The 16,987-nt window shown below is 72.2% G+C and carries 16 protein-coding genes and 1 pseudogene; 8 read left to right on the forward strand and 9 right to left on the reverse strand.

The window, feature by feature from the left end:
• Nucleotides 1–60 precede the first annotated feature (60 nt).
• Entirely contained in the window at nt 61–855 is a 795-nt protein-coding gene (locus AB0881_RS01630) for a protein phosphatase 2C domain-containing protein (protein WP_366613489.1), read from the forward strand.
• Between the two features lie 9 nt (nt 856–864).
• Here AB0881_RS01630 and AB0881_RS01635 read toward each other — a convergent pair whose 3' ends face one another.
• Both AB0881_RS01635 and AB0881_RS01640 read right to left on the reverse strand, forming a co-directional pair.
• Nucleotides 865–1,473, reverse strand: a complete 609-nt coding sequence (locus tag AB0881_RS01635; RefSeq protein WP_366613491.1) for a YHS domain protein — start codon at nt 1,471–1,473, stop codon at nt 865–867.
• A 93-nt stretch (nt 1,474–1,566) separates the two neighbouring features.
• A complete protein-coding gene (locus tag AB0881_RS01640; protein ID WP_366613492.1) occupies nt 1,567–2,883 on the reverse strand; it encodes a lysine 2,3-aminomutase in 1,317 nt (438 codons plus the stop codon).
• 273 nt (nt 2,884–3,156) lie between these two features.
• Between AB0881_RS01640 and AB0881_RS01645 the strand changes: the two genes are divergently transcribed.
• From AB0881_RS01645 to argS, 6 genes and pseudogenes are all read left to right on the forward strand, one after another.
• Complete coding sequence (locus AB0881_RS01645) at nt 3,157–3,885, forward strand: DUF998 domain-containing protein (protein WP_366613494.1); 729 nt, start codon at nt 3,157–3,159, stop codon at nt 3,883–3,885.
• A complete protein-coding gene (locus AB0881_RS01650; protein WP_366613496.1) occupies nt 3,882–4,751 on the forward strand; it encodes an alpha/beta hydrolase in 870 nt (289 codons plus the stop codon). Before AB0881_RS01645 ends, AB0881_RS01650 begins: the two co-directional genes overlap by 4 nt.
• On the forward strand, nt 4,748–5,119 hold the full coding sequence (locus tag AB0881_RS01655) for a hypothetical protein (protein ID WP_366613498.1): 372 nt from the start codon (nt 4,748–4,750) through the stop codon (nt 5,117–5,119). The genes AB0881_RS01650 and AB0881_RS01655 overlap by 4 nt, the downstream gene beginning before the upstream one ends.
• 78 nt (nt 5,120–5,197) lie before the next feature.
• Nucleotides 5,198–5,605 carry a hypothetical protein gene (locus tag AB0881_RS01660; protein WP_366613499.1) on the forward strand — a complete coding sequence of 136 codons (408 nt, stop codon included), beginning with the start codon at nt 5,198–5,200 and terminating at the stop codon, nt 5,603–5,605.
• Nucleotides 5,606–5,728: 123 nt separating this feature from the next.
• Nucleotides 5,729–6,784, forward strand: a pseudogene (gene plsX / locus AB0881_RS01665) (phosphate acyltransferase PlsX); the annotation flags it as partial.
• Between the two features lie 217 nt (nt 6,785–7,001).
• Nucleotides 7,002–8,747 carry an arginine--tRNA ligase gene (argS, locus tag AB0881_RS01670; RefSeq protein WP_366613501.1) on the forward strand — a complete coding sequence of 582 codons (1,746 nt, stop codon included), beginning with the start codon at nt 7,002–7,004 and terminating at the stop codon, nt 8,745–8,747.
• A 16-nt stretch (nt 8,748–8,763) separates the two neighbouring features.
• Here argS and AB0881_RS01675 read toward each other — a convergent pair whose 3' ends face one another.
• From AB0881_RS01675 to AB0881_RS01700, 6 genes are all read right to left on the reverse strand, one after another.
• A complete protein-coding gene (locus AB0881_RS01675) occupies nt 8,764–9,009 on the reverse strand; it encodes a DUF2630 family protein (protein ID WP_366613503.1) in 246 nt (81 codons plus the stop codon).
• 87 nt (nt 9,010–9,096) lie between these two features.
• Nucleotides 9,097–10,197 carry a hypothetical protein gene (locus AB0881_RS01680; protein ID WP_366613505.1) on the reverse strand — a complete coding sequence of 367 codons (1,101 nt, stop codon included), beginning with the start codon at nt 10,195–10,197 and terminating at the stop codon, nt 9,097–9,099.
• Nucleotides 10,198–10,280: 83 nt separating this feature from the next.
• Complete coding sequence (locus AB0881_RS01685; RefSeq protein WP_366613507.1) at nt 10,281–11,138, reverse strand: aldehyde dehydrogenase family protein; 858 nt, start codon at nt 11,136–11,138, stop codon at nt 10,281–10,283.
• A complete protein-coding gene (locus tag AB0881_RS01690) occupies nt 11,131–12,561 on the reverse strand; it encodes an aldehyde dehydrogenase family protein (protein ID WP_366613509.1) in 1,431 nt (476 codons plus the stop codon). Before AB0881_RS01690 ends, AB0881_RS01685 begins: the two co-directional genes overlap by 8 nt.
• Before the next feature lie 2 nt (nt 12,562–12,563).
• Nucleotides 12,564–13,502: a deoxyribose-phosphate aldolase gene (gene deoC, locus AB0881_RS01695; protein ID WP_366613511.1), complete on the reverse strand. Its 939-nt coding sequence runs from the start codon at nt 13,500–13,502 to the stop codon at nt 12,564–12,566.
• 45 nt (nt 13,503–13,547) lie between these two features.
• The gene (locus tag AB0881_RS01700) at nt 13,548–14,483 is read right to left on the reverse strand and encodes a DUF1152 domain-containing protein (RefSeq protein WP_366613512.1); all 936 of its coding nucleotides are present in this window, start codon (nt 14,481–14,483) and stop codon (nt 13,548–13,550) included.
• 190 nt (nt 14,484–14,673) lie between these two features.
• Between AB0881_RS01700 and AB0881_RS01705 the strand changes: the two genes are divergently transcribed.
• A complete protein-coding gene (locus AB0881_RS01705; RefSeq protein ID WP_366613513.1) occupies nt 14,674–15,186 on the forward strand; it encodes a pyridoxamine 5'-phosphate oxidase family protein in 513 nt (170 codons plus the stop codon).
• Here the strand turns inward: AB0881_RS01705 and AB0881_RS01710 are convergent.
• Nucleotides 15,183–16,889 (reverse strand): LLM class flavin-dependent oxidoreductase, encoded by a 1,707-nt coding sequence (locus AB0881_RS01710; protein WP_366613514.1) that lies wholly within the window; start codon nt 16,887–16,889, stop codon nt 15,183–15,185. The two genes, AB0881_RS01705 and AB0881_RS01710, sit on opposite strands and share 4 nt — an antisense overlap.
• Between the last annotated feature and the right edge of the window lie 98 nt (nt 16,890–16,987).

Here is a 16,987-nt window from a genome sequence, read left to right on the forward strand (position 1 = left end):
GTACGGCTCGCGCCTCGCGGCTCGCCATCGTGGTCGTTTCGGGGTGGTTATTCTGAGGTCGTGATCGAGACGGCGGCCTGCGTCCAGTGCAGCGGCACCGTCGCCCCCGACGGTCACTGCTGGGACTGCGGTACGGCGCAGCCGGCGTTCCGCGCCCGGTTCGAGGCGAGCGTCCGCGGTGCCGCGGGGGTCAGCGACCGCGGGCTGCGCCGCGGGGTCAACGCGGACGCGATGGCCCTGGTCGCGGCCGGCCCGTGGACGGTCGGCGTCGTCTGCGACGGCGTCTCCATGTCCCCGAGGGCGGACCGCGCGGCCCAGGTGGCCGCCGGCACCGGTGCCGCCGCGCTGTGCGACCTCCTGCGGGCGGGGGCCGTTCCGGAGACGGCGCTGGCGGACGCCGCGGTACGGGCGGGCCGTGCCGTCGCCGCGCTGGCCCCGTCCGTGAACGCCGCCCCGGCCTGCACGTACGTCGCGGGGATCGCCGGCCCGGACGGCGTCTGGGCCTGCTGGGTCGGCGACAGCCGCGCCTACTGGCTGCCGGACGAGGGCCCCGGTACGGCGCTCACCGAGGACGACACCGGCGAGCACGAGGCCCTCGCCGCCTGGCTCGGCGCCGACGCGGGCGAGCCGGAGCCCCGGGTGCGCAGCCACCGGCCGCGCACCCCCGGGACCCTCCTGCTCTGCACGGACGGGCTGTGGCGCTACCTGCCCGGCGCGGGTTCGCTCCGCGCCGCGCTGCCGTCCCCCGATCTGGACGGCGCCCGCTCCCTGGTCGCGTACGCGCTGGACGCGGGCGGCCACGACAACGTCACCGCCCTGGTGATCCCCGTACGCGAGGACATCCTGCCCGGCTGATCCGGGACCTCAGGCGCGGGCCTTCTCGCGCTCCTTGCGCCGCTTCTCGACGAACTCGGTGCGGCAGCCCTCGCAGCAGAAGCCGTACAGCGTCCCCTCCCACTCCAGGGTCGGGGCGGTGTCCAGGGAGACGAGCATGTCGCACATGGGGTCCTTGACCGCCTTGCCCTCCGCGTAGTCCTGCTGGAGGGGCTCGTTCATCATCTCGACGAGCGCGGCGGAGGTCTTCGCCTCACCGCGTACGCCCATGCTCCCTTCGGGGACGCCCAGGACGTGCACCTGGACGGCCGCCTCCGGATCCACCTCCACGATCTTCTGGGTGAACGTGGTGATGACATGCTCGCTGGTGTCCTTGCGCCACGGCCCGGGCACGTGGACCCGCACCATGTACGGGGCGGCCGGGCCGTCCGGCTCGACCGCCTGCTCGCCGACCACCCACGTCTCCGGCCGGTGGACGACGACGTGGAACTGGGACGCGAAGACGGCGCCGGAACGGCTGTCGAGCGCCGTGTCGGCGTCCGGGTCGCCGGTCATGTTGCGGAGCAGCGAGGAGGCGATCTGGCGGCGCCGGGCGGGGTCGAGCCGGCCGGGCGGTACGAAGAGCTCGATGAACAGCATGCGCCCAGCCTGCGGGAGCGGCCTGTCAGCGGCCTTGCAGGCGCCTGTCACGGTCCTGGACGGCCGTACGCCGGCCGTCCAGGACCCGCGCTGTCAGGCCTGCCAGGGGAAGGAGTCGGCGAAGGCCGGCTTGAGGTCGTCCAGCCAGACGGCCTCGGGGTCGTACTTGGCGAAGAACGGCTTGCCGACGAGCTCGGCGTCCCTGCACTGGATGAAGTGCAGCGCGAACACCTTCTCCCCGAACAGGTCGAGGACGCCGTCCACGCAGACCTTGCCCGGCGTGGCGGACATGGAGGGGCCGCGGACGGTCCGGGAGAGCCCGGCGACGTCCTTGTACGCGTTCCGGAAGACGTCGTACGCCTGGGCGAGGGGGACCGCGAAGTAGTCCTGGGGCCCGGTGTCGCGCTCGACGAACATGTAGTACGGGACCATGCCCATCCGGGTCTGGGTCCGCCACATGGAGTTCCAGACCGCGGGGTCGTCGTTGATCGTGCGGATCAGCGGCGCCTGGGTGCGGATCACCGCGCCGGTGTCGCGGATGCGGCGGACCGCCTCGGTGACGACCAGTGGCTCCAGCTCGCGCGGGTGGGTGAAGTGCGCCATGAACGCGAGGTTCTTGCCGGACTCGACGACCTGCTCGAACAGCCGCAGCATGGCGTCGGCGTCCGGGTCGGTGACGAACTTCTGCGGCCAGTAGGCCAGCGACTTGGTGCCGATCCGGATCGACTCCAGCTGGTCCAGCTCCAGCAGCGGCTCGATGTAGCGGCGCAGCACCGGCTCGCCCATGATCATGGCGTCGCCGCCGGTGAACAGGACGCTGGTCACCTCGGGGTGGGCCACGAGGTAGTCCCGCAGCTGCTGGGTGTCGTCGCCGGCCATCTTCAGGTCCGGCTCGCCCACGAACTGGGCCCAGCGGAAGCAGTACGTGCAGTACGCGTGGCACGTCTGCCCCTGCTTCGGGAAGTACAGGACGGTCTCGTCGTACTTGTGCTGGAGCCCGGGGATCTTGCCGTCGCCGAAGCTCGGGATGTTGAGCTCCATCTGCCCGGCGGGATGGGGGTTCAGCTTCATCCGGACGGCGTGGGCGGCGGCGTCGATCTCGGCCTTCGGGGCCTCCCTGCTCAGGAGGTCGGAGAGGCGGGCGACGTCCTCGGCGGGGAGCATGTCCGGCAGCGGGAAGACCAGCCGGTAGATGGGATCGTCGGGCGCCGCCGACCAGTCGATGAGCTCCTCGAGCACGTAGCTGTTCGTCCGGAACGGCAGGACGGTGGCCACCGCGCGGGTGGCGAGCCGTTCCTGGGGGCTCAGCCCGGCGCGGAGCGTCAGCTCGTCGAGGTGCTTCGCCGTGAAGGCGCGGAACTTGCGACCGGTGGATCGCACTGCGGGAGCCGCGTCGTTCACCAGTGTCACGTGTTGGGTCTCCTTGAAGTCGGCGGGGAGCGCGCCCTAGGGGGCGCGCGGCATCACGGACAGTGATCAATCAGGCCCAGGCCACCCCATTGAAGCGGTTGAACCATACTCATGCCGAATATCTACCCTCAAGAGGGTACAAAGAAGCTGGTCAACCACAGACCTGACAAAACGGGGTCCGGGCTGTGGACGCCCCCCGCCCCCGGGCGATTACTCGAAGTAAGCCCGCGATGGGTCCTATGCTGAGGAACCGGTCACACGTAAGGGGGGCGGGTGCACGCGCCAGAGCTTCGGGACGGCCCCGGTCAGGCCCCCGCTTTCGTACCGATCCTGCTGGTCATCGCGGCCATCACGTACGGCACGTTCCTGCTCGAGCACTTCCTGAGCACCGATCTCGACAGCGTCAACGGCTATGTGAGCGAACTCTCGGCGGCGAACCAGCCGTACCACTCGGTCTACAGCGGCGGCGACTTCATCACCGGCTCGCTGGCGATCACGGTCGCGGCGATCGCGCTGCTGACGCTGCGGCGGCGGCGCTGGGCGGTGGCGGGCTGGATCTTCCTCGCGCTCTTCGGGACGTGCGCCATCGGCGACGCCGTGTTCCCGCTGGAGTGCGCGCCCAGCCTGGAGACCCGCTGCGCGCTCCTCGAACGCGCCGGGAACGTCGGCTTCTCGCACTCGTTCCACTCGGTCACCAGCAGCCTGGTGATCGTCTGCGGGGTGCTGGCGCTGCTGTGCCTGTCGATCGCCGCCCGCCGGTACGGCTGGTGGCCCGCGCTGGCCCGCTGGGGCTGGCTGCTGGCGCTGATCGAGACCGTCGCCGCGCTCGGCACGCTGCTGGCGATGGTGCTGGGCCGGTGGCTGGGCATCGTCCAGCGGTTCCAGATCTCCATCCTGTGCCTGGGCCTCCTGACCATCGCCTGGGCCCTGTACGCCGACCGGCGGCGGGCGCGGGCGGACGCCCCCGGCGCCGCCGCCGTACCCGAGGAGGCGCACCGGTGACGGCACGCCCGGAGACCGTGTCGGAGATCGTGCCCGCGGCCGGCGAGCGGGTCCACGTGGTCGAGTCCGGCCCGGCCTGCGGCCCCCGGCTGCTGCTCAGCACCGGGCTCGGCGGCGCCTGGTTCGACTGGGACCCCACCGCCCGCCTGCTCGCCGAGGAGCACCGCGTGATCGCGTTCGACCGTCCCGGCCTCGGCCTGAGCCCCGCCGCCCGTACGGCGCCGAGCCTGCGCCGCGACGTCCGGATCCTGGCCGCCCTCGCCGAACGGGCCGGTCCGCCGGTCACCGTGCTGGCCCACTCCGTGGCCGGCTTCCACGCCGAGGCCCTCGCCCGCGCCCACCCCCGGCTGCTGAACGGCCTGGTCCTGGTCGACCCCAGCTACGAGCGCGCCCCCCGGTCCCGGCCGCGGATCTCCGCCGCGCTCGCCCCGGTGGCCGCCGCGTTCGGCGCGTTCCTCGGCGCCACCGGGCTCGCCCGGCCGCTCGGGCCCGCCGCGCGCCGGCTGATCCTCCGCTACACCAGCGACCGCGGCGACGCCGTGCCGGACCGGACCGTCCGGCGGGTGTACGGGCGCGGCACCGTGATCGGCACCGTGCTCGCCGAGAACCTCGCGTACCGGGAGATGGCCGCCGACCTGAAGGCCCTGCGCGCGCGGCGGCCGTTCCCCGACGTCCCGCTGGCCGTCCTCACCGCCCTCGGCGACTTCCGCGACACCGGCCGGGCGGGCGAGTGGACCGGCGGGCACCGCGCGCTCGCCGGGATGAGCCCGCGCGGGCGGCAGACCGTGCTGCCGCGCACCAAGCACATGGTCCAGCTCGACCGGCCCGACGCCGTCGCCGACGCGGTCGCGGAGGTGCTGGCATGAGGCGCCCGCTGCGTACCGCCGCCGTCGCCGTCCTGCTCGCGCTCGCGCTGACCGGGTGCGACATGATGCAGCGGATCTCCGAGGGCGCGTACCGCAACGCCGTCGCCGACGGGACGGTCGCCGAGCTGGCCCGGCACGGGATCGCGATGGACCGCCGCCCCGACTGCCGGCTCGACGAGCCCCTCACCGACGCCACCGTCATGGTCCGCTGCACGGGCCACACCAGCGCCGGCGCCCGGGTCGCCGTGTACGGCGAGACCGAGCGCGCCGCCACCCGGCGGCCGGAGGAGTCGTACGAGATCAGGGTCGACGGCCGCGCGCCCATCCGCACGAGCTGCCTCGGCGTCTCCTGCGGTACCGCCCGCTGACCCCAATCACGGGCCATGACCAGGGAAAACCTGGCCCGTCCCGCGCATACGCCCGGCGCTCGGGGCGACGTTACGGCTGTGGAGATCACCCGTAAGAAGGGCACCGCCCTCGGCATCGCCGGCCTCGCCGTCCTCGGCGTGGTCGCGGCCGCCATCGTGTACGTGCTGCTGACCGACTCCAAGGAGCTGCGCTACCCGACCCAGTCGGCGCTGCGCGGCGCCCTCGGGACGACCGCCGCCGACGAGCTGCGCGGCCGCGGGATCCAGCTGCAGAAGGCGCTGAGCTGCCACGACCTGCCCGGCTGGACCAAGCTCAAGCTGCGCGCCGGCTGCTCGGGCAGCACCGCCGACAAGAAGACCGTCCAGGTCATCGCCACCGGCGAGGACGAGACCCGCGAGCACCACTACACGATCCTGGTCGACGGCCGGCCGGTGGTGGAGAACGCCCGCTGCCTCGGCGCCGACTGCGGCAAAAAGGCCGAATAGCGGCACCACCGACTCCGGCGACTACGGCGAGGGCGCCTGACGGAGCAGGGACGGGGACCGCCTACGATGCGATGAGCTGCGTTTCCGCGGCCCTCCCCGACCTTTCACCCTCCTGGAGTCGCCATGACCGGCACGGGCGAGCCGCGCCCGGCGCCGGGCCGCCCCGCGCCGGTCGCCGTCGACACGATGGGCGGCGACCATGCCCCGGACGAGATCATCGCGGGCGCGGTGGCGGCCGTCCGCGAGCACGGCGCGCGGCTGGTGCTGGTCGGCCAGGCGCCGCGGATCAGGCGCGAGCTGGACCGGTACGGGATCATGGGCGAGATCCCGATCGTGCACGCCGACGAGGCCCTGGACATGGGCGAGGGCGCGCTGGCGAGCTGGCGCAAGCCGCGCTCGTCGATCGCGATCGCCTGCCACCTGATCAAGCAGGGCCGGGCCTCGGCGCTGGTGTCGGCCGGGACCACGGCCGGGGTCGTGGCGACCTCCCGGCTGCGGCTGAAGGGGCAGCAGGGCGTGATGCGCCCGGCGATCGCGGTGACGCTGCCGACCCGGCCGCGCCCCACCGTGCTGCTGGACTCGGGCGCCACGGCCGACGTCAAGCCGGAGACGCTGGTGCAGTTCGCCGCCCTCGGCACCGCGTACGCCCAGATCCTGCTGGACCTCCCCCGCCCCCGGGTCGGGCTGCTCAACATCGGCGCCGAGGCGGGCAAGGGCAACAAGGTCACCAAGCGCGCGCACGAGCTGCTGTCCGGCGGCCAGCACGGGATCGAGTTCGCCGGGAACGTGGAGGGCCACGACCTGCTGGCGGGCACCGTGGACGTGGTCGTCACCGACGGCTTCAGCGGCAACATCGCGCTGAAGACCATGGAGGGCACGGTGCGGATGGCCCTCGGCGAGCTGCGGGACGCGATGTCGGCGTCCCGTACGGCCCGGTTCGGCTCCCTGCTCCAGCGGCGCCGGCTGCTGGAGCTGCGCGACCGGCTCGACTCGGAGACCTACGGCGGCGGCGTCCTGCTCGGCCTGAACGGGACGGTCGTCATCGCGCACGGCGCCGCCCGGGCGCGGGCGATCACCTCGGCGTGCCTGCTCGCCCACGACCTGGCGGCGGGCCGCATCGTCGAGCGGATCCGGGAGCAGATCGCCGCGACCCGCACCCCGTCCCGGCTGGGCCGGCTGATGCACGGCGACCGCGACACCGAGAAGGCAGAGAAGGCAGAGAAGGCCGAGAAGCCAGAGAAGCCGGAGAAGGCGGAAAAGGTCGAGAAGAAGGCGCCGGAGGAAGCGGAGCCCGCCGCCGCGCCCGAGACCGCGCGGGAAGAGGCCGCCCCGGTGGAGACCGACCTTTAGGTTTAAGCGTTACAGGGCTGCCCGACCGCGCCGATAACCTTGGGGCATGCCCGATCCGCAACTCGTCATCGCCGCCCGGGTCCGGGCCGCGCTCAGCGCCGCCTTCGGACCGTCGTACGCGGACACCGACCCGGTCATCCGGCCGTCGCAGTTCGCCGACCTTCAGGCCAACGTGGCACTGCCGCTGGCCAAGAAGCTGGGCCGCAAGCCGCGAGACGTGGCCGCCGAGATCGTGGCCGCGCTGGACGTGGCCGACGTGGCCTCCGGTGTCGAGGTCAGCGGGCCGGGCTTCATCAACCTGACCTTCGACGACGAGTGGATCGCCGCGCAGGCCCAGGCCGTGCTGGCGGACGCGCGGCTCGCCGTCCCGGTCACCGAGGACCGGCAGAAGGTCGTCGTCGAGTACTCCTCGCCCAACGTGGCCAAGGAGATGCACGTCGGGCACCTGCGGACCACGATCGTCGGCGACGCGATCGCCCGGATCCTGGAGTTCCTCGGGCACGAGGTCGTCCGCGACAACCACGTCGGCGACTGGGGCACCCCGTTCGGCATGCTGATCGAGCACCTGCTCGACCTCGGCGAGGAGGCCGCCGCCCGGGACGACTCCTCGGTCAGCGACCTGACCGCCTTCTACCAGGCGGCGCGGCGGAAGTTCGACTCCGACGAGGCGTTCGCCGACCGGTCGCGGCGGCGGGTGGTCGACCTCCAGGCCGGCGACCCCGAGACGCTGCGGCTCTGGCAGGTGCTCGTCGACGTCTCCAAGCGGTACTTCAACACCGTGTACGAGCGGCTCGGCATCACGCTCACCGACGACGACATCAAGGGCGAGAGCTTCTACAACGACATGCTCGCCCCGACCGTCCAGGAGCTCGAGGACAAGGGCATCGCGACGGTCAGCGACGGCGCGCTGTGCGCGTTCCCGCCCGGGTTCAAGGGCCGGGAGGGCGAGCCGCTGCCGGTGATCATCCGCAAGAGCGACGGCGGCTACAACTACTCCACCAGCGACCTGGCCACCGTCCGGTACCGCGTCGACACCGAGCGGGTCGACCGGATGGTCTACGTGGTGGGCACGCCGCAGTCGCTGCACTTCCAGATGGTGTTCGCGGTGGCCCGGATGGCGGGCTGGCTGGACGACCGGACGGTCGCCGAGCACGCCGAGATCGGCAACGTGCTGGGCACCGACGGCAAGATCCTCAAGACCCGGGCCGGCGGCACGGTCAAGCTGGCCGAACTGCTGGACGAGGCCGTCGAGCGGGCCGGGGTCGAGTACGACGCGATCCAGCGCGACGAGGCGTTCGACGAGGCCACCCGCGCCTCGATCGTCGAGATGGTCGGGATCGGCGCGGTCAAGTACGCCGACCTGTCGGTGGCGCGCGACAGCGAGTACATCTTCGACTTCGACCGGATGATCGCCTTCAAGGGCAACACCGGGCCGTACCTGCAGTACGCCACGGCCCGGATCCGGTCGATCTTCCGCACCGGCGGGCTGAGCCCGGAGGCGGCCACCGGCCCGATCGTGATCGGGCACGAGGCAGAGCGGGCGCTGGCCCTGCACCTGCTGAGCTTCGGGGCGGCGCTGGAGCAGGCCGCCGCGAAGGCCGAGCCGCACCGGCTGGCGAGCTACATCTTCGACCTGGCCTCGGCGTACACGGCCTTCTACGAGAACTGCCCGGTGCTGAAGGCCCCGGACGAGGAGACCAAGGCGTCGCGCCTCGCGCTGTGCGCGGCGACGCTCCGCACTCTGGTCACCGGCCTGGAGCTGCTGGGCGTACCGACGCCCGAACGCATGTAGGCCGGGCGCGGGCCCGCTACTGCAGGTAGCCCTCGACCTGGCCGGGCGGGCGGACCCGGGCCTCGCCCGGGTCCTCGCCCGCGTCGATCCTGGCCCGGCGCTGCCGGAGCAGGTCCCAGCACTGGTCGAGGGCCACCTCGAGCTCCTGGAGCCGGCGGCGCTCCTCGTCCCCGGCCAGCTCGCCGCGCCGGTGCCGCTCGCGCAGCTCCTGCTCGTCGGTCACGTACTCGCTGATCCGCGCCAGGATCTGCTTGTCGTCCATCCCGAACCTCCGCGCAATCGTGGGCGTACCAGGCGAAGCCCCCTCCCCATTCTGCTACGGGAAGGGGCCTCGCCGCCGGAACCGGCCTCAGCCGCCGTTCGTACCCCGGCCGACGCTCGAGTAAAGAGGACCTTCGGCCCTCATCGGACGTCCCGCCGGCGCCATGTCGGTCTTGGGCTCGACCATCGCCGCCGGCCGGGCCGCCGGTTCGGCCGTCCCCCGGGACGCCGCGGCCGCGGGCCGGGCGGCTGGTCCGGACGTCGCGGACGACGACGACCTCCTTCCGGCCGACGACGACCTGCGCGCCGTACCGGTGGACGCGCCGGCGGTCTTGCGCGCCGCCGCGGTCCGCGGCCGGGTCGTCCGGGACGTGGTCGTGGACCGCGAGGTCGTGGACCGCGACCGGCTCGTCGCCGGTGACGTCTTGCGGGTGCCCGTGCTCCGGGTGCCCGTGCTCCGCGAGGCCGTGCCGCGCGTGCCCGTGCTCTTCGCGCCCGTGCTCTTGGCGCCCGTGCTCCGCGAAGCCGTGCTCCGGGACGTCGTGCTCCTGGTGCCGGTGCTCCGCGAGCCGGCCGCCCGCGTGCCCGTGCTCCGGGAACCCGTGCTCCGCGACGTCGTGCTCCGCGAAGTCGTGCCGGTGCTCTTGGCCGTGGCCTTGGCGGACGTGGTGATGGCCTTGGCCGCCTGGTTCATGGCCTTGGACGCGTCGGTCATCGCCTTCGTCGCCGTGGTCATGGCCTTGGTCATGGCCGTCATCGACCTGGCCGACGCCGTCGCCTTGGTGGCCACCGACTTCATCTTGGTGGCCGCCGTCTTGGCCTCGGTCGCCGCCTTGGTGACCTTGGTCGCCGCGGCCTTCGAGGTACGGCTGGTCGCCGCGCTCGTCCGGCCGGTGGTCCCGGTCGTGCTCTTCCGCGCGGTCGTGCCGCTCGTGCTCTTCCGCGCGGTCGTTCCCGTCGTGCTCTTGCGCGCGGTGGTGCCGCGCTTGGCGGTGGTCGAGGACCGCGTCCCGGTGCCGGTGGTCCGGCGGGCCGTGGCCGTGGTCCGGCCCGAAGTGCTCCGCGACGCCGCGCTGGTGCGCTTGGCCGGCGAGCTCTTGGACGTGGTCGACCGCTTGCTTTTCGTGCCGTTCGTACGCGCGGCCGTACCTCGGCTCGACGTCGTACGCGATGTCGTCTTGGTAGGCACTGATCTACCCCCCGTGATGATCAGCTTCGGGAGGTCTATTCCACAGAAAGTGACGGTCTACACACACTCGGGCTATCGAGGGATCAGACGCCCACCGGATGCCACACGGTTTTCGTCTCCAGAAACGCGGTCATCCGCGCCGTTCCGGGCTCCCGGGACCAGTCATCACCAGTGGGACGGAACACTCGCTTCAGGTTCTCCGCGGCGGCCTCCTCCAGCTCGCGCACGGCCTCGTCCCGCACGCCGGCGAGGTCGAGCGCGTTCACGTCCATGTGGGACGCGAGCCACGGCGCGAGCTCGTCGCGGCGGCCGGTGAGGACGTTCACGACACCGCCCGGCAGGTCGGACGTCGCCAGCACCTCCGCGAGCGTGATCGCGGGCAGCGGGGCCGGCTCGGACGCGACGACCACGCACGCGTTGCCGGACACGATCGCCGGCGCCACCACCGACACCAGCCCGAGCAGCGGCGAGTCCGGCGCGACGATCCCGACGACGCCGGTCGGCTCCGGCGTCGAGAAGTTGAAGAACGGCCCCGCGACCGGGTTGGCCGAGCCGAGCACGGCGCCCAGCTTGTCGGCCCAGCCCGCGTACCAGACCCACCGGTCGACCGCCGCGTCCACCTCGGCGGCCGCGGCGCTCTTGCCGAGCCCGGCGGCGCGCAACTCGTCCGCGAACTGCGCGCTCCGCCCCTCCAGCATCTCGGCGATCCGGTAGAGGATCTGGCCGCGGTTGTACGGCGTCCGGCCCGCCCAGCCGCCCGCGGCCTTGCGCGCGGCGCCGACCGCGTCCCGGACGTCCTTGCGGGACGCCTGCGAGGCGTTGGCCAGGAAGCGGCCCTTGGCGTCGTTCACGATGTACGACCTGCCGGACTCGGAACGGGGGAACGCGCCCCCGATGAACAGCTTGTACGTCTTCCGCACGGCCAAACGGGACTCAGACATCGAGGTAAGCCTCCAGACCGTGCCGGCCGCCCTCGCGGCCGTAGCCGGACTCCTTGTAGCCGCCGAACGGCGACGCCGGGTCGAACTTGTTGAACGTGTTGGCCCACACCACGCCCGCGCGCAGCCGCTCGGCCATCCACAGGATGCGCGAGCCCTTCTCGGTCCAGACGCCGGCCGACAGGCCGTACGGGGTGTTGTTGGCCTTCTCGACGGCCTCGGCGGGCGTGCGGAAGGTCAGCACCGACAGCACCGGCCCGAAGATCTCCTCGCGGGCGATGCGGTGCGACTGCGCCACGTCCGTGAACAGCGTCGGCGCGAACCAGAAGCCGCGCTGCGGCAGCTCGCAGGCCGGCGACCAGCGCACCGCGCCCTCCCGCTCGCCGATCTCGGAGAGGGTGCGGATCCGTTCCAGCTGCTCGGCGGAGTTGATCGCGCCGATGTCGGTGTTCTTGTCGAGCGGGTCGCCGACGCGCAGCGTGGCCATGCGCGTCTTGAGCCGGTCGAGCAGCTCCTCGGCCACCGATTCCTGGACGAGGAGCCGGGACCCGGCGCAGCACACGTGGCCCTGGTTGAAGAAGATCCCGTTCACGATGCCCTCGACGGCCTGGTCGAGCGGCGCGTCATCGAAGATCACGTTCGCGGCCTTGCCGCCCAGCTCCAGCGTGACCCGCTTGCGGGTGCCCGCGACGGACCGCGCGATCCGGCGTCCCACGTCCGTGGAGCCGGTGAACGCGACCTTGTCGACGCCGTCGTGCTCCACCAGCAGCCGGCCGGTCTCGCCCGCGCCCGTCACGATGTTGACCACGCCCGGCGGCAGCTCCGCCTGGCGGCAGATGTCGGCGAACGCCAGCGCGGTCAGCGGGGTCGTCTCGGCGGGCTTGAGCACCACCGTGTTGCCGCCCGCCAGCGCCGGGGCGATCTTCCAGGCCAGCATCAGCAGCGGGAAGTTCCACGGGATGACCTGCGCGGCCACCCCGACCGGCCTGGGATCCGGGCCGAAGCCCGCGTACCCGAGCTTGTCGGCCCAGCCCGCGTAGTAGAAGAAGTGGGCGGCGACCAGCGGCAGGTCCACGTCCCGCGACTCGCGGATCGGCTTGCCGTTGTCGATCGACTCCAGGACGGCCAGCTCGCGCGAGCGCTCCTGGACGATCCGGGCGATCCGGTACAGGTACTTGGCCCGCTCCCGGCCCGGCATCGGCCCCCAGACCTTGTCGTACGCGGTGCGCGCGGCCGCCACCGCGCGGTCCACGTCCGCCGCGTCCGCGGTCGCGATCTCGGCCAGGGTCTCCTCGCTCGCCGGGTTGATGCTCTTGAACGGCTCGCCGTGGCCGTCGGTGAACTCGCCGCCGACGAACAGCCCGTACGAGGGCCGGATGTCCACCACCGCCCGGGACTCGGGCGCCGGCGCGTACTCGAAGATCATTTCTAGTCCACCGTGAAGTAGTCGGGACCGGAGTAGACGCCGGTGGCCAGCTTGCGGCGCTGCATCAGAAGGTCGTTCAGCAGGCTGGACGCGCCGAGCCTGAACCATTCCGGGCCGAGCCAGTCGGGCCCGGCGGTCTCGTTCACCAGCACCAGGTACTTGATCGCGTCCTTGGTCGTCCGGATGCCGCCGGCGGGCTTGACGCCGACCTGCCGCCCCGTCCGGTCGCGGAAGTCGCGCACCGCCTCCAGCATCACCAGCGTGACCGGCAGCGTCGCCGCCGGGCTCACCTTGCCGGTGGACGTCTTGATGAAGTCGGCCCCGGCCCGCATCGCCAGCCACGACGCGCGCCGCACGTTGTCGTAGGTGACCAGCTCGCCGGTCTCGAAGATGACCTTCAGATGGGCGTCGCCGCAGGTCTCCTTGACCGCGACGATCTCCTCGTACACCTTCAGGTAGTCGCCGGCCAGGAACGCGCCGCGGTCGATCACCATGTCGATCTCGCTCGCCCCGGCCGCCACCGCGGCCCGGGTGTCGGCCAGCTTCGCCTCCAGCGGCGCCCGCCCGGACGGGAACGACGTGGCCACGCTCGCCACCCCGATCCCGGTCCCCTTGAGCGCCTCCACCGCGACCCCCACGAGGTCCGGATACACGCAGATCGCCGCCACCCTGGGCACGTCCGGATCGCCGGGGTCCGGCTGGGCGCCCTTCGCGCACAGCGCCCGCACCTTCCCGGGCGTGTCGGCGCCCTCCAGGGTGGTCAGATCCACCATGGAGATCGCCAGATCGATGGCCCGCGCCTTGGCCGTGGTCTTGATCGACCGGGTGGCCAGCCGCGCCGCCCGCTCCTCGGCGCCGACCTGGTCCACCCCGGGCAGCCCGTGCAGGAAGGCGCGCAGCTCAGCCGCTCCGCCAACCGCGTTCAGAGTCTCCGTTGACACGAGCTAAGCATCACCCACGCGCGCCCCCGGAACCAAACGACCGGTTCAGTGCGGATACTGGCGCGGTGGACGCGGGGCGCCCAGGTCGTGGCGGAAACCCTCGATGATGGAGATGACCTCGCGGATCTGGACGGTCTCTTCGATCCGCTCCAGATACAGGGATCTGCGGGCCAGGCCGTCCAGATCCACCGCGAAGTACATCGACATCAGCGGATTGATGAACAGCTCGCTGTTGCTCGTGCGCGCGGTGAACCGCACGTCCCCGAACTCGCCCCGCAGGGCCGCCGCTATCGAACCGTTCACGATGCTCGGACGGACCGGGGTCAGCTCCTGGGCGTACGCGACCGCGTCCAGGTACAGGGCGCCCTCCCTGCTGTCGCGCGGAATGGAGAACGCGCCCAGATAGGCGCCCTCCCTGTCCAGCGCGGCGAGGTTCTCCAGGACGTGCGAATGGTTGACACCGTGATAGGCGTCCACGCCGAACCCCAGGCACACGACGAGTTTCTCCGGTACGTCGAGCCCGTGGACGGCCGCAAGGCTCGACATGTCCTCCTCAGGCGTTCCCAGGCCCTGCTCGTCGCCGCGCATCAGGATGTCGGTACCGCCGTCCGCGAGCACGATGGCGTCGATGCCGAGCCGTTCCACGAGGAAGCGGTAGGCCTCCCTGAGCGGCCGCACGCCCACCCACCCGAGCGCGTGGACCGTCGAGGGCTGCCCGTGCCGTTCCAGCCAGCGGGCCAGCACCCCCTCCGGAAAGTACGACTCGGGCCCCAGGGTTCCGGGCCCGATCCTGGCGACGTCCGGCGCCCACCAGACCTCGGCGTCCAGGCCGGCCAGGTGGCTGAACGACAGGTTCGCCAGATGGACGTCCTTGCCCTGCGCCCTCAGCGCCAGCGCGAGGGGCAGCCCCGCGTACACGTCGAACCCGCCGCCGGCCCCGGCGATCAGGATCCGTTCCGCCTTCTTCAGGCGCGCGAACAAGGGTGGTTCCGGGAGGGAGAACATCCCGCGACCGTACGTTCCCCAAGATCGGCCCGCCAGCGCTTCCCTGGAATGTCACACCCGGCCGGTAGCGTCCCCGAGCATGCCGAGCCGCTGGGCGTCCCGGGCGGCTGACGGTGGGTACGGGCCTGGATGAAGGCGCGTGCCGTCCTGACCTCAGGGAGCGACCATGCAGGATCCGAAAGTACGGTTCGACGGCCGGTTCAGCGAGGCCGGCGCCGAGGCGACGCCCTGGGCGGCCGCCCGCGCGGTGCTGGAGTCCGCGCAGATGTTCTGGATCACCACCGTCCGCGCCGACGGGCGGCCCCACGTCACGCCGCTGGTGGCCGTCTGGCTCGACGGGGCCCTCCACTTCAGCACCGGCCCGGAGGAGCAGAAGGCGGTGAACATCGCCGGTAATCCGCACGTCGTCCTGACCACCGGCACCGACGAGTGGCGGCACGGCCTGGACGTGAGCGTCGAGGGCGAGGCGAGGCGCGTCACCGACCGCGCCACGCTCGAACGGCTCGCCGCCGCGTGGGCGGGCAAGTGGGACGGCCAGTGGCGGTACGAGGTGACCGACGACGGCCGCGCCCACCGCCCCGCGGACGGGGAAGGGGTGGCGCACGTCTTCGCCGTCGAGGCGACCAAGATCCTCGCGTTCGGCAAGGGGCCCTTCAGCCAGACGGCCTACGTGCCCTAGTACGGGGAGGGGCCGCCGAACATCTCGCTCAGTTTCGGGGCCAGTTCCACGTCGCCGCTGAGCTTCAGGCGGCCGTCCATCAGGAGCACGGCCGGATTCGCGCGGCCCGAAAGGATGCGGAGGAAGTCGGCGGTCCCCGTGGTGACCGTCAGGGCGGGCTTGCGTGCCCGTCCGGTACGGGCGCGGGCGCGGCCGTCGCGGATCTCGATGGTCCAGTAGTGGACCATTCCGGGGCGGGACAGCCGGAATTCCAGCTCGCCCTCGATTCCGGCGTCCGGATCGTACGCGCGGGCCATTCCGGCGAAGAAGACGCGCTGCGCGTTCGCGCCGAAGCGGCGTTCCAGCTGCGCGTCCGGGCGGTCGCCGACCAGGCGGTAGAGGCCCTGCCGTATGCGGCGCCGGCCCGCGGCGCGGGCGTCGTCCAGTGGCGCGCGGCGGCGGGAGCCCTTTTCGGCCCGTGCCACTTCGGCGTCCTCGTCGATCCGGTAGCCGCGCGGCAGCGAACGCGGCGCCGCGCGGCGGGCGAGGGCCGCCTCGATCGCCGGGGCCAGGCGTTCGGCCTTCTCCGCCTCCCTTTCCTCGCGCCCTTCGGTGAAACGCGGGAGCACTTCACGGCCGAAGAGTTCCAGCGACTCGCAGATGTGCTCGTGCCGGTTGGGGCCGGCCTGGAGGACGAACGAGATCTGGTCGATGCCGACCGACTCGTAGCGTTCGATCAGCTCGGTGACCTGCGCGGGCGTCCCGACGGCGCCGCGGAGGGAGCCGATGTTGACGTTCAGCGCCTCGGCCCGGGCGGTGACCTGGTCGCGGGAGAAGCCGCGGGCGGCCCGCCTTTCCTGGAATTGCCGCCACACGTCGGCACGGCCCGGATCGTGCGGCGTCGTCCCGTAGTAGTGGGCGAGCGCGAAGCCGAAGAAATGGGCGCCGTCGATACCGCGGTCGATCGCCGTCTCCTCGTCCTCGTGCAGCATCATCGGCAGGACGACGGCGACGTTCGGATTCACCGAGAAGCCCGCCGGAACGCATTCCTCGGAAGCGAGCAGTTCGTAGTAGCTCCGCACCCACCGGCCCGCGTCCTCCGGCTCGATGAACGAGAACGCCAGCGCGCCGATGCCGTTCCGGGCCGCGAACTCGATGGTCTCCCGCCGCGAGCAGGCCACCCACAGCGGCGGATGCGGTTTCTGCACGGTCTTGGGAATGACATTGCGCGGCGGCATCCGCAGATGCGGGGAGCTCCATCCGGCGAACGGCTCCTCCACGAACATCCGGGTGATCGCGTCGATCGCGTCCTGCCACTGCTCCCGCTTCTCGGTGCGGCGGACACCGAATCCGCCCAGTTCGGCGGACGAGCTGGACTCCCCCGTCCCGAACTCGACGCGCCCGCCGGACACCAGGTCCAGCGTCGCGATCCGCTCGGCGACCCGCGCCGGATGGTTCACCCGGGGCGGCAGCTGGACGATCCCGTGCCCGAGCCGGATCCGCTCCGTCCGCTGCGAGGCCGCGGCCAGGAACACCTCGGGCGCCGCCGAGTGGCTGTACTCCTCAAGGAAGTGGTGCTCGACCGCCCAGACGGTGTCGAACCCCGCCCGGTCGGCGATCTCGATCTGCTCCAGCGCGTCCCGGTAGAGCCGCCGCTCGCCGCCCTCGTCCCATGGCCTGGGCAGCTGATGCTCGTAGAAGATCGAGAAACGGATCTCCACCACCTCCACGCCCTCTAACCCGCGGAAACACCCAGGTCACCTGGCCACACGCGGTCAGCGTCCCCCGAGCTGGACGAGGCGTCAATAGTCGCGAGCGCGCT

The organism is Spirillospora sp. NPDC029432 (genome assembly GCF_040703975.1).
Taxonomy (GTDB): Bacteria; Actinomycetota; Actinomycetes; order Streptosporangiales; family Streptosporangiaceae; genus Spirillospora.